Source organism: Dyadobacter chenwenxiniae (genome assembly GCF_022869785.1).
In the GTDB taxonomy this organism is placed as follows: Bacteria; Bacteroidota; Bacteroidia; order Cytophagales; family Spirosomataceae; genus Dyadobacter; species Dyadobacter chenwenxiniae.
Genome location: NZ_CP094997.1, coordinates 1,394,834 through 1,416,341 on the forward strand (window position 1 = coordinate 1,394,834; position 21,508 = coordinate 1,416,341).

The 21,508-nt window shown below is 47.2% G+C and carries 17 protein-coding genes; 6 read left to right on the forward strand and 11 right to left on the reverse strand.

What is annotated here, in order from left to right; translation table 11 throughout:
- Window positions 1–36: 36 nt before the first annotated feature.
- The gene (locus tag MUK70_RS05675) at window positions 37–1,290 is read left to right on the forward strand and encodes a PepSY-associated TM helix domain-containing protein (protein ID WP_234658243.1); all 1,254 of its coding nucleotides are present in this window, start codon (window positions 37–39) and stop codon (window positions 1,288–1,290) included.
- Window positions 1,291–1,302: 12 nt separating this feature from the next.
- Here MUK70_RS05675 and MUK70_RS05680 read toward each other — a convergent pair whose 3' ends face one another.
- The 8 genes from MUK70_RS05680 to MUK70_RS05715 form a co-directional block, all read right to left on the reverse strand.
- Complete coding sequence (locus MUK70_RS05680; protein ID WP_234658242.1) at window positions 1,303–3,123, reverse strand: sulfatase family protein; 1,821 nt, start codon at window positions 3,121–3,123, stop codon at window positions 1,303–1,305.
- 202 nt (window positions 3,124–3,325) lie between these two features.
- Complete coding sequence (locus tag MUK70_RS05685; protein ID WP_234605139.1) at window positions 3,326–4,765, reverse strand: TolC family protein; 1,440 nt, start codon at window positions 4,763–4,765, stop codon at window positions 3,326–3,328.
- Window positions 4,755–7,961, reverse strand: coding sequence for an efflux RND transporter permease subunit (locus MUK70_RS05690; RefSeq protein WP_244784724.1), 3,207 nt, complete (start codon window positions 7,959–7,961; stop codon window positions 4,755–4,757). The genes MUK70_RS05685 and MUK70_RS05690 overlap by 11 nt, the downstream gene beginning before the upstream one ends.
- Before the next feature lie 28 nt (window positions 7,962–7,989).
- A complete protein-coding gene (locus MUK70_RS05695) occupies window positions 7,990–9,072 on the reverse strand; it encodes an efflux RND transporter periplasmic adaptor subunit (protein WP_234604450.1) in 1,083 nt (360 codons plus the stop codon).
- A 574-nt stretch (window positions 9,073–9,646) separates the two neighbouring features.
- Complete coding sequence (locus MUK70_RS05700) at window positions 9,647–10,777, reverse strand: AI-2E family transporter (RefSeq protein ID WP_234658240.1); 1,131 nt, start codon at window positions 10,775–10,777, stop codon at window positions 9,647–9,649.
- A 103-nt stretch (window positions 10,778–10,880) separates the two neighbouring features.
- Window positions 10,881–11,147, reverse strand: coding sequence for a Txe/YoeB family addiction module toxin (locus tag MUK70_RS05705; protein WP_234658239.1), 267 nt, complete (start codon window positions 11,145–11,147; stop codon window positions 10,881–10,883).
- Window positions 11,144–11,407: a hypothetical protein gene (locus tag MUK70_RS05710; protein ID WP_234658237.1), complete on the reverse strand. Its 264-nt coding sequence runs from the start codon at window positions 11,405–11,407 to the stop codon at window positions 11,144–11,146. Before MUK70_RS05710 ends, MUK70_RS05705 begins: the two co-directional genes overlap by 4 nt.
- Window positions 11,408–11,524: 117 nt before the next feature.
- Window positions 11,525–12,769: a PQQ-dependent sugar dehydrogenase gene (locus MUK70_RS05715; protein ID WP_234658236.1), complete on the reverse strand. Its 1,245-nt coding sequence runs from the start codon at window positions 12,767–12,769 to the stop codon at window positions 11,525–11,527.
- Between the two features lie 130 nt (window positions 12,770–12,899).
- Here MUK70_RS05715 and MUK70_RS05720 point away from each other — a divergent pair, with 130 nt between their 5' ends.
- Window positions 12,900–13,496 carry a Crp/Fnr family transcriptional regulator gene (locus tag MUK70_RS05720; RefSeq protein WP_234658234.1) on the forward strand — a complete coding sequence of 199 codons (597 nt, stop codon included), beginning with the start codon at window positions 12,900–12,902 and terminating at the stop codon, window positions 13,494–13,496.
- Between the two features lie 78 nt (window positions 13,497–13,574).
- The gene (locus MUK70_RS05725) at window positions 13,575–14,138 is read left to right on the forward strand and encodes a hypothetical protein (protein ID WP_234658232.1); all 564 of its coding nucleotides are present in this window, start codon (window positions 13,575–13,577) and stop codon (window positions 14,136–14,138) included.
- Here MUK70_RS05725 and MUK70_RS05730 read toward each other — a convergent pair.
- The 3 genes from MUK70_RS05730 to MUK70_RS05740 form a co-directional block, all read right to left on the reverse strand.
- Window positions 14,113–14,655 carry a DUF421 domain-containing protein gene (locus MUK70_RS05730; RefSeq protein ID WP_234604455.1) on the reverse strand — a complete coding sequence of 181 codons (543 nt, stop codon included), beginning with the start codon at window positions 14,653–14,655 and terminating at the stop codon, window positions 14,113–14,115. The genes MUK70_RS05725 and MUK70_RS05730 overlap by 26 nt on opposite strands.
- 75 nt (window positions 14,656–14,730) lie before the next feature.
- Window positions 14,731–15,861 (reverse strand): phytase, encoded by a 1,131-nt coding sequence (locus tag MUK70_RS05735; RefSeq protein WP_234658231.1) that lies wholly within the window; start codon window positions 15,859–15,861, stop codon window positions 14,731–14,733.
- 16 nt (window positions 15,862–15,877) lie between these two features.
- Entirely contained in the window at window positions 15,878–18,709 is a 2,832-nt protein-coding gene (locus MUK70_RS05740) for a TonB-dependent receptor (RefSeq protein WP_234658230.1), read from the reverse strand.
- Window positions 18,710–18,773: 64 nt separating this feature from the next.
- Here MUK70_RS05740 and MUK70_RS05745 point away from each other — a divergent pair, with 64 nt between their 5' ends.
- From MUK70_RS05745 to MUK70_RS05755, 3 genes are all read left to right on the forward strand, one after another.
- Window positions 18,774–19,697 (forward strand): tyrosine-protein phosphatase, encoded by a 924-nt coding sequence (locus tag MUK70_RS05745; RefSeq protein ID WP_234658229.1) that lies wholly within the window; start codon window positions 18,774–18,776, stop codon window positions 19,695–19,697.
- A gap of 84 nt (window positions 19,698–19,781) precedes the next feature.
- Window positions 19,782–20,768 (forward strand): glycoside hydrolase family 43 protein, encoded by a 987-nt coding sequence (locus MUK70_RS05750; RefSeq protein ID WP_234658228.1) that lies wholly within the window; start codon window positions 19,782–19,784, stop codon window positions 20,766–20,768.
- 89 nt (window positions 20,769–20,857) lie between these two features.
- On the forward strand, window positions 20,858–21,481 hold the full coding sequence (locus MUK70_RS05755; protein WP_234658227.1) for a DUF4468 domain-containing protein: 624 nt from the start codon (window positions 20,858–20,860) through the stop codon (window positions 21,479–21,481).
- The last annotated feature ends 27 nt before the right edge of the window (window positions 21,482–21,508 follow it).

A 21,508-nucleotide genomic window follows, 5' to 3' on the forward strand; every position in this document is an offset into this window, starting at 1 on the left:
GATCAAGCTAATTACATTTTTAAACCAGGGCATCTCATGTCTACTTTCAAAAAAATCAACAACTGGCTGCATCTCTGGCTCGGCCTGATCTCCGGGATCATCGTTTTCATCGTTTGCATAACCGGTTGCATCTGGGTCTTCAATGACGAGATCACCGCGATGCTGGAACCGGAAACGCGCGTTGAAAAACAGGACAAAGCCGTGTTGATGCCGTCGCAGCTCATGAAGATCGGCGCTGAGAAACACCCTGGTTTGAAGATGTCCTATGCCACTTACCAGCAGGGACGGGCGATTTACCTGGGCTTGGGCGAGCGTCGCGGTCCTAATGTGACGCTGCGGGTGGACCCGTACACCGGAACTGTGATCAGTGAAAAAGTACACAAAAAGGGCGAAACTGATTTTTTCCGCTGGGTGCTCAATGGTCACCGGTTTCTGTGGCTGCCGTTTGAAATAGGCCGGCCGATCGTGAATTACGGAACATTGGTTTTTGTCATTCTCCTGATCACAGGGCTTATCTGGTGGTATCCCAAAAAATGGACAAAAAGCACGCGGGATAAGAGTTTCAAAATTAAATGGAACGGAACCTGGAAACGCGTGAACCTTGATTTGCACAATGTCCTGGGTTTTTATTCGCTGCTTTTCCTGCTCGCAATTGCGCTCACAGGAATGGTTTATGGCATTAAATGGTATAGCAAAGGGCTTTATTGGGTTACCTCAGGCGGTCAGTCACTCGAAGGCCGCGACCGTACGAAGTCCGACTCTTTGAATGCACATAAATTCTTCACACCCGAGCAAGCCATCGACAAAGCCTGGCTGACCACCATTGCAAAACATCCGGAATCCAGCGGTTTTTATTACAGTTTTCCCGACACCGCAAAAGCTTCGTCAGCGATTTTTGTGACGGTTTATCCCAGCACAGGCCAGTTTTACAACGCACTCAGCTACACGTTCGACCAGCATACAGCGAAGCAATTGCCGGCTAATGCGATTTACGGGACACCTTTTGAACAAGCAGGAGTCGGAGCAAAATTGCGTCGGATGAATTACGACATTCACGTTGGAAGCATTCTTGGGTTTCCCGGAAAAGTGCTGGCGTTCCTGGCTTCCCTCATCGGCGCGTCGCTTCCGGTAACAGGGTTCATTGTCTGGTGGAACCGCAAGGGATTTGGCAATAGTAAAAAGAAGGGTAAAAAAGTGAAGACACCCGGTTCGAAAATGGATGAAAATGCACTGGCAGGAGCCGGGGCAGCTCCGGGAAATGCATTTAGACCAAAGAAAATAATGACTTAAAGTCCTGGAAACCTATTCTGTTTCCAGGACTTTTTTTGCTGCCCGCACATCGTAATCTGTATCTTTCGGATCGCCCGTGAGGAGTGCTTTTACGTTTTCAAATGCAGGCTGCGCTTTGGCTCCAATGTTTTCCAGGACATTCAATGCCTGCACACGTGCCATCCGGCTTTCGCTTTTTAATGCCTCGTTTAATGTTTGCACAGGCGCATCTGTGTCGCCCAATGCAAGCAATGCTTCGGCGGCCGCAATGCGTACAACCACTTCGGGGTCATTCAACAACGGTTGTAATTTGGCTTTGGCCGGCATCGCATCATTTTTCAGGATGATTGTCCCGATCACCGCCCAATAACGTACAACAGCATCTTTGTCCCCGAGTCGTTTGACCAGTTCTTTAAGATGCGACTTGTCCCTCGATGACGCGATTTCTGCCGTTTCGATAATCTTATTCAGCTCATATTTTCCGCTTTTCGCATAATCGCGCAGGGGAGTGGTTTCAGCAATTTTACCCAATAATGGTTCGGGAATGAAGCCCACGTCCTGCGTTTCGATGAGCCAGTCGTGGTTTGCTTTTCTGAGTTTAAGCAGAACTTCCTTATGGCTGGGATCACCGGCGAGGTTATGAATGTTATGCGGGTCATTTTCAATGTCAAATAATTCCTCAGCCGGCTTTTCCTGCCAGAATTTCTTTTGGTCCTCATTTAGTCTTCCTGCCTTAAACTTAGCTTCCCACGATGCGATCGAAGGCGCTTTCCAGAGATATTCCAGATATTGGCCGTAGATGATATGGGGCAAATAGTTGCGGATATACCGGAATTTTTTATCCCTTACTGATCTCGAAAGGTCTGTGCGTTCGTCCATTCTGCCGCGGAAACCGTAAGCATAAGCACGTTCTTTCACCTCTCTTGCACCCAAAAAAGCTTTGCCCTGCATATGCGATGGGACTTCGAGCCCGGCCAGGCTGAGCACGGTAGGTGCGAAATCATTGAAAGTCACAATGCGATCGGTTTCAGTGCCCGGCGTATTCGGCGCCAAACGCGCGTATTTTTCGGGAAATCGAATGATCAGCGGCACGCGCAGGCCGGATTCGTAGAGAAAACGCTTGCTTCTTCCCAGGATCCCGCCGTTGTCACTGTAATAAAAAATGATCGTATTTTCTGCCTGTCCCTCGGCTTCCAGCTCCTTCAAGAGCGCCCCGACCTGCCGGTCCATTTCTTCTATTTTATCATAATACTGCGCCCAATCGTGCTTCATCTCAGGCGTTGCAGGATGGTAAGGCGGAAGGTTAACTTTTTCGGGATCGTGCTTTAATTTATTGGTCGGAATGGAAGTGTGAATGCTGCTTTCATGCGAAACGTTCAGGTTGAAAACGGCAAAGAACGGCTGCCCCGGCTTGCGGTTTTTATAAGTTGCCTTTGCACTTGACTCATCCCAGGCTTCGGGTTGGTCAGTCGTATTGTAATCTTTTTTTGCATTATTGGTCGTATAGTATCCCGCCTCGCGGAGGTAGCGCGGGAAGAATTTTACATAATCGGGCACGGGATACGTGCTGCGCATATGTTCCGTGCCCATGGAAGGCGGATACATGCCCGTGACAAGCGTAAACCGCGAAGGCGCGCATACGGGAGCGGTTGCAAATGCATTTTTGTATAAAATTCCCTGTTTGGCAAATTTGTCGAGATGCGGTGTTGTCGCAAATGTATCGCCATAGCAACCCAGGAACGGGCTGTTATCCTCGCTTACGATCCAGAGGATATTTGGTTTGTCCTTTTGCTGCGCATGGATTTCGGGCAGCACGATGAAAAGGAGCAATAGGGAAAGGATATTTTTGATCATAATTCTACTTAATTGATAGAGAAAGTAAAAATAGTAAAAAAAGGATTTACCTGATCTTTAAAGATTATTGAGTAAGCTGAAAACAAAACCGGCAGCATGTAAATGGTCGAGCCTCCGGCTCTTTTTTCATACATGTCGAAAAAAGAACCAGAGGCCCGACCGATCTGATTACCGTGTGTTTTAATCCAGAGCAATTATTAAATTAATTCCAACCCCCGCCAAGCGCACGATAAATATTCACCGTAGCATTCATCTGCTGCATTTTGGTTTCTATCAGGTCGAACCTGGATTCGAGGGCTTCGCGTTGCGTCAGTAACACTTCCATGTAATCGGCTCTGGCCGAGGTGAAAAGGCGGTTGGCAATGTTGGTGGACTCGGTTAGTGCTGCAACCTCGCGCGTTTTGGTGTCGAAGCTTTGTTGCAGGTTGTTAATGTTGGATAACTGATTCACAACCTCCATGTAAGCATTCAAAACCGTACGCTCGTAATTGTAAATTGCCTGGATCTGACGCGCGTTGGCACTTTTGTAAGTGGCCTGGATCGCGTTCTTGTTGATCAATGGTCCGGCCAGATCGGCTACCAATGTCGACATGAGCGATTTAGGCACATTACCCAGATAAATCGGGTTGAAAGCTTGCAAACCTACCGCTGCATTCAAACCCAGCGATGGATAGAAGTTCGCTCTTGCAACCAAAACATCCAGTTTGGAAGCTTCCAGATCCTGCTCAGCTTGTCGTACGTCAGGACGGTTTTCCATCAATTGGGACGGTATGCCCGCATGGATGACGGACGGAAGCATATTTTCGAAATTCTGGCTGTTTCTCAAAACAGGCTGCGGATATCTTCCCAGCAGGAAGTTGATCCGGTTCTCCGTTTCAACAATCCGCTGACGGATTGCATACTGGCGATTTTGCGTATTCAGCACTTGTGCTTCAAACCTGCGAACAGCCAGCTCCGTAACCCGCGTTGCTTCTTTTTGCATTTTCACGATTCGCAACGCATTGTTCTGAATCTCGATATTCTGATTCACAATATTCAGTTGCGTATCCAGCGCCAGAAGTTCGTAATAAGAATTGGCGATTTCTGAGACAATGTTTGTCATCATGAAATTTTTACCTTCCACCGAAGACAAATAACGGTTCACGGCTGCCTTTTTCGCATTGCGCAGCTTGTGCCAGATATCTACTTCCCAGCGTGCATAAGCGGCTACTACGAAGTCGGGCAGGGGCTCGGGCGTTTCCCGACCGGGCTTGATTTCGGTAGTGGCTTCGCTGGAACCAACCTGCGTATAACGGCCCGCTTTCTCAATGCCGGCGCCGCCTCTCAAACCTACGAAAGGGAGATATTCCCCTTTGCGGGCGCGGATCTCATTGCGGGAGATTTCGATTTCCTGCAAAGTAATGTTCAGCTCCTGGTTGTTATGCAAAGCGGTGTCTATCAATGCATTCAATTGCGGATCGGTGAAGTAATCCTTCCATTTTAGCTTACCGACATTGCCGGTAGAGTCAGCTGCCTGACCATTGTAGGCAGCTGACAAGGTTTTATTCGGTGACCGTTGCACCTGCGACGGAGCGTTGCATGCGGTATAGGTGAGGGCACTTAGGGCGATCCCTGCCCACGTCAATATTCTTTTATTGCTCATCATTTTGAGTTTCTTGAGTGTGAGGGAATATGTCGACTGCGTGAACGAATTGTTCGGTCAACGAGCCGTCCTCTTCATCTTTGATCATTTTTCTGCCGTCGGCCAGTGTACCAAATATGTAGTACAATCCAGGGATAATAATGACCCCGAAAATGGTTCCGAAGAGCATTCCGCCCATCGCAGATGCACCAATTGTTCGGTTACCAATGGCTCCGGCGCCTGTGGCAATGATCAGGGGGATCAAACCGGCAACGAATGCGAACGACGTCATCAAAATAGGACGGAAACGGACCCTGGCGCCTTCGATAGCCGCATTGAGGATTGTTTCTCCCTGCTGCCGCTTCTGGACGGCAAACTCCACGATCAACACGGCGTTTTTACCCAGCAGCCCGACGAGCATAATCAAACCGATCTGTGCGTAAATGTTGTTTTCCAGGCCCATTAATTTGAGCAGAAGGAATGAACCAAACACCCCAACCGGAAGTGATAGCACAACCGCAAACGGAATGATGAAGCTCTCATACTGCGCTGCCAGTACGAAATAAACAAAGGCCAATACGATCGCAAATACAACCAGCGACTCGTTTCCACGGATCGACTCGTCATAAGAAAGACCTTCAAAAGCGATGTCATAACCTTGCGGCAATGTTTTGGCGGCCACTTCGCGGATCGCCTGAATGGCATCGGCAGTGGTGTAACCTTTGGCCGGAAGACCCTGGATCGCCGCTGAATTGTACAGGTTGAAACGCGTGATCTCGTTCGGGCCCTGACCTTTTTTCAATGTCATAAAGGACGAGTAAGGCACCATTTCGCCTGCGTCATTTTTTACAAACAATTTCAAAAGATCGGAGGGAAGCCGTCTGAAACTCGGGTCAGACTGTACATACACTTTAAAGAACTGGTTGAACCTCGTAAAGCCCTGCTCGTATGTGCTACCGATCATAATGTTCAGGTTGTCCATCGCTTTTCCGATCGACACGCCTTTTTGCATCGCAAGCTGGTTATCAATTTGCAATTCATACTGTGGATAGTTCGCTGCGAAGAAGGTGAACAAGCCCGTAAGCTCAGGACGTTTCGCCAGATCCTCCATGAATTTTTTATTGATCTTGTCAAATTCCGCGTAGTCGGTGTCAGATGTTTTATCCAAAAGACGCATGGAGAAACCGCCGGATGTACCAAAACCAGGAATTGCCGGTGGCTCGAAGAATTCAACGACCGCACCGAGGCCTCTTGTTTCGGCTTCCAGTTCTTCCATGATTTCTTTCACATTCTGCTTGCGGTCGTGCCATGGTTTCAGGTTGATCAAACACGTTCCGGCATTGGAACCACGGCCTTCTGTCATGATCTCATAACCTGCCAGTGACGAAACCGACTCGATTCCTTCCACTTCTTCGCATATCTTTTGAAGACGGCGCGAAACCTCATTGGTTTTTTCCAGCGTAGATCCCGGAGGCGTCTGGATAATGGCGTAGATCGTGCTTTGGTCTTCGTTTGGAATAAAACCTGCGGGTAAAATTTTATTTACAAACACAATTCCCGCACAGAATCCCAGTAATACAACCCAGGTCACAACCCTGCGGCTGACAATGCGTTTCAGCAGGCTTACATATCTTCCCGTGAGCTTATCAAATGTCCTGTTGAAACCGTCGAGCGCTTTGGTAAGGAAGTTTTTCTTTTTCGGATGGCCGTGGTGATTTTGAAGCAGCATTGCGCACAAAACCGGCGTAAGCGTAAGAGCAATAAGCGCCGAGATCACGATAGAACTAGCCATAGTGATCGAGAACTGGCGGTAGAATGTTCCGACCGGACCGGACATGAAAGAGATCGGAAGAAATACCGAAACCATCACCGCTGTGATCGCAATGATCGCACCGCTGATCTCGCCAAGCACTTTTTTCACTGCATTAAAAGGCGATATCCCCGGCTCTTCCTCAAACTTCGCATGGACGGCCTCGACGACGACAATCGCGTCATCGACCACAATCCCAATCGCAAGTACAAGCGCAAAAAGCGTGATCAGGTTGATCGAGAGCCCGAATGCCTGTATGACAAAGAATGCCCCGATGAGCGAAACCGGCACCGCCAGGATCGGAATCAAAGTAGAGCGCCAATCGCCAAGAAATATGAACACCACCAGGGCAACCAGGATAAATGCATCGCGCAATGTGTCAATAACCTGCTCAATAGAGGCGTCCAAAAACTGCGAAACGTCATAGCTGATCTTGTAATCCACACCCGGAGGAAAGGATTGTTTCATCACGTCTAGCTTCTTTTTCACCTCTTCAATTACGTCGCTGGCATTACTTCCGTAATTCTGACGCAATACAATCGCAGCCGAAGGATGGCCGTCGAGGTTAGAATAAATATCGAAGAATTCGGAACCAAGTTCCACTTTGGCAATGTCACGCAAGTGAACGCTTTCACCCTGTGCATTGGCCCGGACAATGATATTTTCGTATTCTTCCGGCTTGTCGTAACGGCCTTTGTAAGTAAGCACATATTCAAGCGACTGGGCTGCGATACCGGAGCTCTGTCCGATACGTCCTGGACGACCTACGATACTCTGCTCGCCCACCGCCTTCATAACTTCTACGGTCGAAATGTTATAGGCACGCATACGTTCCGGATTCAGCCAGAGACGCATGGCATATCTGCGGGAACCTAATATTTGTGCTCTTGCAATCCCTTTTGTCCGCTGGATTTCGGGGATCATTTTTACTGTTGCGTAGTTGAACAGGAATTTCTCGTCAATGCTTTTATCTTTTGAATAAAGGTTGACATACATTAACATACTGGGCTGAACGGGCGAAATGATAACCCCTTCACGCTGAACCAGTTCCGGTAAAAGTGGCATTACCTGATCCACCCTTGTCTTTACCCGGATAACGGCCACGTTCGGGTCGGTGCCGGGCTCGAAGATGATCCTGAGCGTCGCCTCCCCCGCACTCGTTGCATCGGTAGCAATGTACCGCATGTCCTGAACCCCGTTAATGGCCTGTTCAAGGGTGATCAATGTTGATTTTACCAATACATCGGCACTCGCACCGGGATAGGCGATGAAGATGTTGACTGTTGTAGGGGCAATGTCCGGGAATTGGGAAATGGGTAATTTCTCAATCGCCAGGATGCCTATAAATACGATCATGATCGAGATCACGATTGCAAATACAGGTCTTCTTATGAATTGATTAAACATGTCGTTTTGTGCTTTTTAAGATAGCTGACTATTCGGCGTACAGACTTAAATTGGAGATAACAGAATCAGGTTTCACGAATGTAGAGTGGATCTTTTCGTTCTCTTTCACCTGGCGCAGACCTTCCAGAAGGATTTTGTCATCCGCTTTCAGACCGGATTTCACGACAAAAATGTGCGGCAGCTCGGCCTCAATCTGGATTTCCCTCGAACGGATCTTGTTGTCTTTGTCCACCACATACACGTATTTCTTTTCCAAAACTTCAAAAGTGGCTTTTTGCGGGATCAGCAAAGCATTTTTCATAGGAACTGTAACGAGGATGTTGCCCGTTTCGCCGTGTCTCAGCAGTCTTTTCGGATTCGGGAATGTGGCCCTGAAAGCGATGTTACCAGTTTCGTTATTGAAGTCAGCTTCAATCGTTTTGACTGTTCCGGAGTGTGGGAACATTTGGTTGTTCGCCATGCGCAGGTTAACATTCAGCATGCCGGCTGTGGCTTCGTTTGCCTTGTAATCCAGGTATTCAGCTTCGGGAACATTGAAATAAACCCACATTTCGCTGTTATCAGATAATGTTGTCAGCAGATCGCCTTCGTCCAGAAGACTTCCGAGCCTCACCTGGAAATGGTCCATGATGCCATTAAATGGCGCGCGGATTTCTGTAAAGCCTAAATGCGTTGTGGCCAGTCCGAGTTCTGCTTTGGCTTTGTCCAGTTTGGCTTTTGCCAGCGCCAGTTCATTTTTGGAAACCACATTGCTGTCGGCCAGCGACTTGGTATTTTTAAATTCAATTTCTGCAAAATTGGCCTCTGCCTGCGCTTTTTGCTGTTCCGCCTGATAAAGCATCGGCATGATCTTGAACATTAACTGCCCCTTCTTAACAGTCTGTCCTTCATCCACATAAATGTTTTGTAAATAACCTCTTTCCAATGCCCGCAGCTCAATGTGGCTAATGGCCCGGATCTGGCTTACATATTCCTTTGTGACCAATGTGTCTCTTTGCAGGGGGCTTGTAACGAGGAATTTAACTTCTTCCTCCTTTTCTTCTTTTTTGGATTCACAGCTTGTGTGGAACATTGTTGCACACAAACTGAGGACCATGAGAATTCTCTTCATGATGGTTTTTGCTATTTGATAAAATATGGTTAACTACGCATGTTTTTGTCCGATATTAGATCAAATCCTAAGCCCTGAATTATGAAAATTCTGTGAGACAAGATGTAAACCATCACGAATAGGATTACATTGTTCATTGAAATGAGGGTTTCTATTTTTGTAGAATTGGATTTAACTAATACCGATACAAAAACCGCACATTACCGTTAATAGCAAGTTAAAAGCGTGTTAAAAACGCATTAAAAAAGCATGGCAACACCGTGGACAAGTTTAATCCAGGTCAAAAAAGAATTTTTGTACAGCTATAAAAATGCGGTGAGCATAAGAGAAGAAGGCGCAGAGCGCCCCTGTTTCTAGCTAAAAGAAATCGAGAATTTACGAATGGCTACGGCGGGGCCGCCATGACCATTGATTTTCATAGGTGGCCCCGCAGGGGCCGAAACCGAGCGTGAGGTGTCCGGTTTCTAGAAACAGTGTGCTGCTCCGCAGCGTTGACAGGCTTAGCGCTCTGGTTCTGATATGAAACGCTGATAAACAGCAATCCGGCAACAAGCAGCGGGCTTAATCTCAAACACTATTCCTGATTTGTAGGAGCCTGATTAATTTTCCAGCGCTTCATAATGATCTTCCCGGAAAAGCGTTTGAGGTGATATTTTTCAGGTTCCCCGATCAGGAATCCGTATGCTTTCATCGATGGAACTGCGTCAAAAACAACTTTTAACACTGCTGTTATTGGAATAGCCAGGATTAATCCGGCCAGGCCGAAGAGCATACCACCCAACAGCAAGCCTATCAATGCCATCAACGGATTGATACTCACTTTTCCACCGACAATGTTGGGCGTGAGGAAATTCCCTTCCAAAAATTGTACAACCTGGAACCAGGCAACAACGCCAACAGCATACCACGCGCTGTCTCTTGTTGCCAGCGCGAACAAGGCCGGAAGTATTGAACCAATCGCAATGCCGATATAAGGAAGCAACATTAGCAAGGACGCCAGAATACCGAAGAACCACGCATAAGGAATGCCCAAAACGAGAAGCCCAACCGTATTCAGGACAGCCACAATGCCCATAACGGTTACCAGTCCGACGAGATAGCTCTGTACAACATAATAAATCTTGTTCAGCACATCGCTGACCAGTTCTTTGGAGGCAGACGCAAAGGCGAGAAAGAAAAATTCACGAAAGAAATCGCGATAGTACAACAGGAAAAACGTGAACAACGGCACCACAACGACGCCTGCAAGAATGCCGCCGACAGAACCAAAAGCCGTGCTGACAATAACGCCGGCATTGCTTACGACCCGATTGGAAAACCCGGTGATTTGCTTGGTGATTTCCCCTTCTTCTATCCCGAAACGCCTCGTAAACCATTTCTGAATGGTTTCCAGAATGTGCATAAAACGCACTTGCAGGTCGTCTCCATTGGCACCGATCACAATAACCTGATGAACGATGAACCAAACCAGGGTTCCGATCAGCACAATGGCGATCAAAACGGAGAGCAACGATGCGGTTACGCGGTTCAGCTTGAACTTTTCAAAAAAACGGGTGATAGGAAACAGCGATATGGCCAGGAGAATCGAAAAAAGCAGCGGGATCAAAACGCCTTGCAGCACATAGAGTAATGCAATGATCAAAACCAGGCTTAGCAAAGATGCAGCGAGGTTAAGACTTCGGAGACTATCGGAAAATTTGATCATGGTTGGAATTAATGGGATGCGACCGGCAATCGGAATGGAAAATGTATAAATACCATGCCCATTCACTGCCTTCTCCACAGAATTGACCAGCTATTTTCGATAGTTACTGATCATAATGACCATGAACACTCATTACAAAAATGTCGCCATCAGAGACAACTTTGTATATGAGCCGGTGCTCGTCCGTAATGCGCCTGCTCCAGCATCCCTTAAATTGATGTTTCAGTCCCTCCGGCTTGCCAATTCCTTCAAACGGATGTTTCTGGATATCGGTGATCAGTTCAAAAACCTTTTTTACAAGGCGGGGTTCCGTTTTAGACCATTGGGTCAGGTCCTCAATAGCGAGTGTATCAAAAATAATTCTCCTCATCCAATCGAAAGGTGCCGAGCAAACTGGTCGAATGTATCGCCGTTGAAACTAATAACATTGCCTTTCTCAAGGTTGTCGAGGGACTTTTCAAGTCTTGAAAAATATTCATCCCTTGTTTCATTCCTTAATATTCCGGACGAAGGTATTTCAGTGATACTGATCGTAATTTCGCTATTCTCGGCACCGCTTAGTAGCATTCGGATCTTATTGACCAGTTCATCGGTAAACTCAGATGCACTGACCCGCAATACAGCTTCCATATATTTTAATTTTTTCTTTAAAGTTAAAAATTTAATGAGTTGAAAACGAACCCAACCATGCACAAAAAAAGGGCGCTGGTGATTTCGCACCAACGCCCCCTTTTTCTCTAACCCTTATTATTTTTTGTAAATGCGGTACAGTCTGCCCTGATCGGTTACTGCGTAAAGTGCGCCGTCCTTGCCTTCTGTAATGTCGCGGAAACGCTGTCCTTCCGACGCCAACAGCCTTTCTTCACCTACAACTTTGTTATTCTCAATCACGAGCCTGACAATGTGCATGCTGCTCAAACCGCCAATGAAGAGGTTATTTTTCCATTCAGGAATGCTGTCGCTGCTGTAAAACGTAATGCCGCTAGGCGAAACAACCGGATCCCAATAGTAAACGGGCTGCTCCATGCCTTCTTTCACCTGGATGGAATCGCCGATTTTCTTGCCGCTGTACTCAATACCGTAAGTAATGGTGGGCCAGCCGTAATTTTTACCGGCCTCAATGCGGTTCAGCTCATCGCCGCCTCTCGGGCCGAATTCAACTTCCCAAAGATCGCCCGATACCGGGTGAAATGCCAGTCCCTGCACATTGCGGTGTCCGTATGAATAAATCTCAGGTTTTGCGTCTGCTTTGCTGGCAAACGGACCACCTGCAACCGGTTTGCCGTCCTTGGTAATACGGATCACTTTCCCAAGGCTGGAATTCAAATGTTGCGCCTGTGGCCTGGAAACGGTGTCTGAACGCTCACCGGTGCTAATCACCAGATCGCCTTTCTTATCAAACAAAATCCTTCCGCCGTAATGCAGATTGCTTGGAAATGCTGGCGTAGCGCGGTATATGACAGTTGCTCCCTCGATCTTCTTCTCGTCTGCCGAAAGTTTTCCTTTCGCCACGGAAGTAAGGTTGCCACCCGGACGCGTTTCTGCGAATACCCAGTAAACCATTCTGTTCTTGTCAAATTCTGGGTCCACCCGGATGCCCAGCAAACCACCTTGTCCTTCCGAATTAACAGCCGGGATGCCGGTGATCGGCGCGCTAACTTTGCCGTCGGTGGTGGCAATGCGAATCGTACCCGCTTTTTCGGTGATGATCAAACGACCGTCCGGTAATGTGGTAATGCCCCATGGATTTTTGAGGTCACTGGCTAAAACTTTGCCTTCGTAGGCGGTTGTGGATTTCACGCCGCCGATCCTTGTCTGGCCTTCAAAAGAAGGTTTATAATCAGAATTTGCCTTTTGTGTTTCAACAGGAGCGCTGGTCGCAACAGCCGTGCTGTCCTTTTCAGCAGCATCTGAATTTTCAGATTTTTTGTTTTGGCAAGAAGCGATCACAAAAGCTGCCCCGGCCAGGGTTAGGATAATACTTTTAGTCATTTGTTCTAAGTTAGCGGTTTCGAAATGAGATTTTGGGATGCCTTATTTTATGTATACACAATCTGGATAACGGTAAAGATGTGTTTTAGGATCAAAATTAAAGGAATATCTTACAAAAATGTAAAAGCCTATGGCAAACGAGCCGGAAATATACGCGCGACTGAGGGCCGTTGTTGACAAACTTGTGCCGCTTTCAAACGATGAATGGGCTATCTTCCGAACATTCTTTATTCAAAAAGAAATGGATGCCAGGACGATGCTCACAAGAAAAGGACAAATTGAAGACGAGATTTATTTTATCCATTCGGGGTTAATGAGACTTTATTATACCACCGAAAATGACGAACAGATTACGGCTTTTATATTTTCCGAAAACCTGTTTGCGAGTTGCCTGGAAAGTTTTATTGAGCAAATTCCCAGCACGCAGGACCTGGAAACGCTGGAACCCTGCTCATTGCTTGTCCTGAACAAAACCGGATTGGAACAACTCTATGATCTGGTGCCGAAAACCAGCATCATCATGCGGAAAGTGATGGAGCAGCGGTTCATCTCGGCGCAGCGCCTGCTTTCATCCTACATTCTGGCTAGCCCGCAGGAGCGTTATGAATTGTTTGCAAAGCATTATCCAGCTTTGGTACAACGCGTTCCGCAATACATTCTGGCCTCTTTCCTGGGCATAACCCCCGTCTCGCTGAGCCGGATCCGCAAAAGGATTTCCAAATCATAGATCGTTTCTTATCCTTTGTTAATCGCTAAACCCAATGGCTAGCGATAGTTTTGCATTTGTTACGCAAACAAATGAGCTATGAAAACGATCGTAAAAATTATCTTCTTTCTGACATTCTTAACGAGCCTCAGCAGCATTGCCCAGAAGCAACCGACTGCCAACCGGTTTGAAATCGAAGCCGACCCCATTGCCTACATTTTAAATGGATACTCATTCCACGCCGGTTACACGCTGGCGCACTTGCGATTTGATGTAGGGGTGTTTGGAATAAAACAACCAAAGTTCGCGCTGGCAAATGAGCAGTTTTCAGTGAAAAGTTCCGGTTTCGGAGTCAAGGCAGATTATCTTTTTCGTGCTAGCAAGGGCTTTTTTCTGGGTCTGCAATCTGATTACGGGATGGATAGAATCGGATTGAAAACGAGTGATGCAAGGACTGTGTCAAAAAGCATAATACTCGGTGCAAGAACGGGTTACCGTTTTATGTTTGGTAAAAAAGAGGATCAATACAAAGGACTTTACCTGGTTCCCTGGGTTGCATTAATGCATACACTAGACCCCACGATTGTAATGCAGAATAACCAAAGTTACGAGCAGAAAAAATGGTCGGTTTTCCCGACTATCCATCTTGGTTACCGCTTTTAGCACCACGCTGCGGGATACGGAATTCGGTTTCCTGCACTACGCTGATGTTCCCGCTGCCTTCCAGATGGCATGATCTTACGCGGCGGAAGTCGTCAACGCCTTGTTCACGCAGGATGCTGAGCAGGTCATCTACCGTGATGAGCTCTTTTTTAAGATTATCTTTCAGAAGCGTGCCATTGAGGATCAGCGGGGTAGGAGAAGCCTGCGTAAATTTGTTAAACCAGACAGACCGATATCCCAGCCAGTCAATGGTATAATCCCAAAACACGAGTGTGCCGATCAAAACAATGCCTTCGGTGATGGATTTGTACTCGCCGGCCATTGCATTCTGGGCAGCATCGCCGATCAGGATGATCAGCAAAACATCACTTACGCCCAATTGTCCGGCTCCGCGCCGGAAAAAACGCAACAGCACAAAAATCGCCCAATAAGTGACGGTTCCCCTGATGACCATTTCCAGCACGGAACTGCCCGGCTGCCAGATCGATTGCCAATCAATGTTAAAAAGATTATCCATAACGTGCACTGTTTACATCGAAGCAAGGTAACAGCTTTGCGCTATTAATTGGATCTTCCCGGCAACATTAAAATGCTAGTTGGCCTTTCCGAAAATATCTTCCCATTTGTAGTAGTGAAAAACCTTTCCTTCCGACATTACAACAAGGAGGCCTTTCGGGAAATCACTCGACAGGGCAACGTTCGTCACGTCCGAACCATCGCTTTGATGAGCAGCCACTTTTACAATTTTTACAAGCTCGTGCGCGTGCGGATCGGCTTCTGTTCCCTCTCTTTTAAAAATATGAAATTTGTCCGCACCCTGATCCGAAATAAGAATGTAACCGGTTTGGGCGCCGGTTTTATAAATTGAAATTCCTTCGTTGTCCTCTGTAAAACCTGTGTTTGGGATTAATGTGAGCTCTTTGCTGCTGCTATCCGGATCTGCATAATATTTACGCACGCCCACTTGCTCGTCGGAATAATAAACGTAACCCATTTCGTTGTCTACGGCAATGGATTCAATCTCTTTTTTACCGCTGTATTTGCCAAACTTCCGGACAAGAACGGCTTTTACATTGCCTTTTCCATCATCTGAGAGCTTGTATTGCCACAAATAACCTTCCGCAGGTCCGCTTTTCCGGCCAACGATGGCAAATATCGCCTTGTCGGAAGGCCGCGTGTAAAGCGCAATGCCCATTGGCGCCTGTAACGAATCGCCCTTGAAAACTTCGATACCGCCTGCATCCACAACTTTCATATCCGGCAATGTGAAAATCCGGATCTTGTTCGCTTCCCTTTCGGTGGCCACGGCAATGTCGGTTTTTTTTCCTGAAAGCATAAGCCCGTAAGCGATATCCACATTGTTCGGGCGTTTGAGTTTGACAAATTTGTCTTTTTGAACTTTGCCGGCCAGGTCAAACACATACAAACCACCGTCTGCGTCCTTATCCGTGCCCACGATCAAGCTTTTCGAAGGATCTTCGGGATTAATCCAGATGGCCGGGTCATCCGTGTCATGCACAACGGAATCCGTCACAATGAACGGCTGAATGATGGTTGAATCCTTTGTAATTGATCCGGTTGCATCATCGGCGGGTTGCTCCGAGGATGGGCGGTTGCAGGCTGTAAAACTGAAAGAAGCAAACAGAAAAGCGATGGAATAAAAACGCATTTTATTGGTGTTATGATGAAAACAGGCCGTTGCGGTGGTGTGAACGGCATGCATGGAAAGGAAAATGTGGTTACTTGGTCATGTCAAACTTTAAGCCGCAATTAAACCTTGGGCGGTAATATTCCGCTTGAACGGTTCTGGACGAAATGCTCTGGTAGTAACGCAGCGGCTGGTTGGTCAGGTTGTTGGCCTCAGCAAACAGGCGGAGGTTTTTGGTGAGCTTATAAGCCGCATTGGCATCCAGGAAAAACTGTTTGTCATAATAGACATCATCAAAATCCTCACCGCCCAGCGCGTCCAGGTAGGCCGCCGTGTAGTTGGCCGAAAGACGGGCTGACAAGCGTTTGTTTTCCCACGAGAGCGATGCATTGAACATATGTGGCGCCGCTCCGGGCAGTGAAACGTCCGTTCTTTCATCACCATCCTCATTATACACTCCGTCCGCGAATGATTTGGTGAATGTATAATTGGTGTAAATCCCAAAATTCTTTAAAAAGCCGGGAAGGAAGTCCAGTTGCCGCTGGAATGCCAGTTCGAATCCGAAAATATTCACATTATCACCGTTTCTGGATTGCAAAAAGTCCCATTGCTGTCCCGCGGAAATCGGGTTGGTAACACTTGGGAAACCGGCTGTGAAGTCGGCTTGCGAATATTGCTGGTTGCGATAAGTATAGATGAAATTTTTGAGATTTTTGTAGAAAACTCCACCTGAAACCAAACCTACAGACTCAAAATAATTTTCCGCCATCAGATCGAAATTCCACGAGTAAGTGGCTTTTAGATCCGGGTTACCAGCCGAAATTTCCTGATCACCCGGAATAATGCTGATGTACGGAGCCAATGCGTAATAGTTGGGACGTGCCAGCGCCGTGGTTGCGGCTGCTCTCAGGATAAAGTTATCAGTAGCATTATATCGGAATGAAACGCTTGGCAGGACATTCAGATAAGTATTTTCCACCGAACGGGTGCCTGCCAGTTCCTCTTCATCTTCGATAATGTTCCCTGTATAATCGATGGAAGTGTTTTCAAACCGCGCACCAATGATCATCGACAGTTTTTCATTAAAATCCTGGTCAAAACGAACGTAACCGGCCACAATGTTTTCCTTGGCATTATAATTGGCACCCAGAAATTCGCCCGGAACAGATTCAGCTTCAAACTGTGCCGTATTGTTCAGATTAAGGTTACCCAGAAAGCTTCTGGAAGCAAACAGACCGGGAACCAGATGCGAACCTGCCTGAAATTTATCGCCAGCCCAGTTGACAGTTCCAGCGTCGCCAAGCGTTGCGATATCGTCTTCATTAACAGGTGTATATTCAAAGAAATTGTTGTTTCTGTCTTTGGTTTTGAGCCTCAGACGAGCGCCTACACGCATTCTGCCTTTCTGATCCGGGATCATCGACAGCGGGAAACGCAGGTTAAGCTTTGCACCCAGTTCGGTTTCTTCGGTGAAGTCATGATTTTCTGTGATTTCGTTTAAGCCCAATGTCGTAGCATCCAAGCCAGCCGGTGACATCATGGGCGCACGCGAATCGCCGTTGTATGTGAGCGGGTTACCGGCTTCGCGGAAGCCGATATAGCGTTCATTTGGTCTGTCTTCGCTGGCTGTTGAATAGCTCACAGACCAATCCAGATCCACTTTCGGGCCAAGCAAATGATCTCCCCGCACCGAATAATTCTGTACGGTCTGCCTTTCCAGACGACCGCCTTTGTTCTTATTATTATCAATGCCGCCTTTGGTTTGTCTTCCTACGCGGCCTTCAAAACCCGTGATTTTATCATTATCATCATAAACCGGCTCAATGTCATCGATTTGCAGGCGGTAGCGGTTTTCGATGTCGTCACGCCAGTTGTACATGGCGTTGGCGGTAATGGTGTGATTTTGACTTAATTTAAAATCAAATGCAGCCGAAAGGCTTCTTCTGATCCGCTGGACGTCGTACTTTCTGATGTCGGTTTCGTTGATGAACACATTGCCAAAATCGTCTTTTGCCCAAACAGCTTCCACGTCGTCGGAACCGTAATTATTGTTGTTGTAGGAACCGCTCAAAACCATTCCAATCGCGTTTTTGGCAAAACGGTTGGCATACACAAAACCTCCGGTATACAATGCTTTGCTGCGGATAGGATTGAAGCCGGAAGAAAGCGTCGCCGAAATCCGCTGGCTGTTGGGTGCAGCGCGTGTGACGAGATTGACCGAGCCGCCAATGGCATCGGCGTCCATATCCGGGGTTAGCGTTTTGTTTACCTCAATGGTCGAAATCATATCAGATGGGATCAGGTCCATTTGTACGCGCCGGTTATCACCTTCCGCCGAAGGAATGCGGTCGCCATTCAGCGTTACAGAGTTGAGCTCAGGCGCGAGTCCGCGCACGATAATGTTCCTGGCTTCTCCCTGGTCGTTTTGCATGGTAATGCCCGGCACGCGTTTCAAGGCATCACCGATGTTCGAGTCAGGAAAACGGCCCACCTGATCGGATGAGATGATGTTGGTGATGTTATCATTATTTCGCTGCTGATTAAGCGCCTTCGCCTGACCTTTCAACCGGTCGCCCAGGACGACCACTTCGTTTATATCGAGTCCGCCTTCTTCCATGATCAGCTCGAAGGATTTGCCTCCGCTGCTGGCCACCGTAATGCTTTGTGAATAATTCCGGTAACCCATATAAGTTGCTTCCAGCTGGTAAGTGCCGGGATTAACATTCAAAAACTCAAATTTCCCGTACACGTCCGAGATTGTGTACTGGTTTCCGGGCGTGATCTTAACAGTTGCGCCTGGAAGCGACAGCTTTTGCGCGTCCATAATTTTTCCCGAGATCACCGCTTTTTGTCCAAAAACAGCAGATGGCAGGCAAAGGATCAGCAATAGTAAAATTGAGTGGAGTAGTAGTGGTTTATTCATCAGCCTGATTTTAGTAATCCGCAAAAGTCTCAGACTAATGTTATCAGGGTGTCAGGTAAGTGTTATGAAATTGTTATTTTGCGGTGTGGGAAAGACATTTTATATTTTTATAGCCGGTGTTGCACTCGCTTCGTGCAAGGTCGGCGTTGCAGACAATCATAATGGAGAATCGGCCTACCGCCAGATTATGCAAGGCGGTGATTCTGCAATACTGGCGAAGCGATATGTCTCATTCAATGAAACGCTTAATTTCAGGGATATAGGCGGACTCAAAACCAGGGATGGGAAAACCGTTCGTCTCGGCAAGATTTACCGTTCGGGTAATCTGGCGCAGCTTGATAGTGATGAGTTTGCAAAGTTCAATGCTACGCATATTGCCCGCGTATATGACCTGCGCACGGACCACGAGATCAAGGGCAAGGAGGATCATTTACCGCCCAATGTGCAATATTTGCACACGCCTACTGTGGAGGACAACGCAGGTGAAATAGCGCAGCTGCGTTCCAGGGTGATTAACGGAGAAATCTCAGAAATGCAGGGGCGCGACATGACGGTAAAATTTTACCAGGACGCGGTTTCCGGAAATGTTGATGCTTTGCGTGACATTATCAACGGCATAACCGCTTCCGGTGAGCCCGTTCTTTATCACTGTTCGGCTGGGAAAGATCGCACGGGCATTGTTTCGGCATTGATTTTATCCATACTGAATGTGGATAGGGAAACGATTGTGAATGAATATTTGCTGTCCAATTACTATCGAAATGCGCACACCGAAAAAACTTTGGGCAAGGCGAAAATGGGCAAAATCATTAAGCGCAAAATGGATCTGAAAGCCGTGGAAGTCCTGATCACCGTAGACGAAAGTTTCATCAACGCGACATTTGATATAATCGATAAAAGGTACGGTGGGATGGATTCCTTCATTCAAAACCAGCTTGGAATCGATCAGGAAGCCAGGGCTCGGCTGGTTGAGAAGCTCACTTATTAGCGGGTCATCCGGCATTTGGTAACCCGGCGCACGGCCTAATGTTACGCCTTTTAAAGAAAGTCATTCAGGAAATATCCATAAGAAATGAGGAAGAAAATACTGTTAATCTTAGCGCTGTGTTTATGCAATCTGATGCTCGTCCAGGCTCAAAACAGCGAACCGGCGCTACGCATTGACATCCCTATTGACTCGATCCGCCTGAGTGACCCTTTTATTCTGGCCGACAAAAACTCCTCCACCTATTACATGACCGGAACGGGAGGGAAGTTATGGAAGAGCAAAGACCTCCGGAAATGGACAGGCCCTTATACAGTAGCGCAACCTGACCCCAAGTCATGGATGGGCCCAAACCCGATGATCTGGGCAGCGGAAATTCATCATTATAATGGTAAATACTATTATTTCGCAACATTTACCAACAAAGCAGTCCGCGTTGGTAACAACCTGGAACGCCGTGCAAGTCATATCCTCGTAAGCGACAAGCCCGACGGACCCTATGTGCCCATGGCCGATCCCATTTATATGCCCGCAGATAAATTAACATTGGACGCAACATTATGGACGGATACGGACGGGAAATCTTACATGATTTATTGTCATGAATGGTTGCAGAACGACAATGGAACTATTGAAAAGATCGAATTAAAACCCGATTTCAGCGGCACAGTGGGGGAAGGGAAAATCCTTTTTCTTGCCAGTGATTCGCCGTGGAGCCGGGAAAAGGAAAAGGACGGAAAAGATCGTCCTAATAAAGTGACAGACGGCCCATGGCTGTTTCGCACAAAAACCGGAAAGTTGGGTATGCTTTGGACCAGCTGGATTTACGACGTGTACACGCAAGGCGTCGCTTATTCTCAAAGCGGAACATTGGATGGTCCGTGGATTCAGGAGAAGGAGCCGGTCAATGGTCCCAATTTCGGGCACGGAATGCTTTTTCGCACATTTGACGGTAAGCTGCTGATGTCCATCCACAGCCACAAAAGCATCAACAACCGCACTGTCAGAATCCCTCATTTGTTCGAAGTGGATGATTCCGGCGATAAAATCACCGTAGGGAAGGCGTTTAAGTGATTTTTGTAGAATTATTTAATCCATAAATTTTGAAAGATTTTCTATAATTCTTATCATTACTGACGATTTTATCCTCCGTCAACAAAGTAATGAAACGATTCCTATTCTCAACAACGTTAATTTTTTCGCTGCTTCTGGTTGCACCAGGCTTTGCGCAAAAGTCAGGCTTGCCCTATAACCGCTTTACGGGTGAGATCACGCAGACAAAAACTGTTCAGACCGGCCAATCCAAAGACAAGACGTTTAATGTCATAAAGAGCTGGATATCAAGGACTTATCCCAATTACCGTGAGGTTGTTATGGCAGAGGATATAAGTTCCGGCCGGTTTGTTATCCAAGATCACGAACCCATCGTTTCCGAACGCTTCAAATTTTTTAGTTATCGCGTCACGATCGACGTGAAAGATGGAAATTACAGCTGCACAATCAACAATGTGCGGACGCTGAGTTCAGGATCAGCCGCCTACACGTCCGCAGACATGGATTTTTCAAACATAGGCAAATACGGCCAGCACATTGATGACATAGGCTGGCAAATCTCCATTACCAAAAACAAAAAGGACCTAGCCAAACTTTATAAGAAACGTCGCGCCTTAAAATCCCATCTTGCCGACTACAATAAATCCCATTGCAAAATGGACCAACAATTTACGTTCATTCAGAACGGTCTGCTTGAAGCAGTTTCGGGTGCAGGATCGCTGGCGGCCAAGTGAGCACGTGGAGTTTGATGTTTCCAGAAA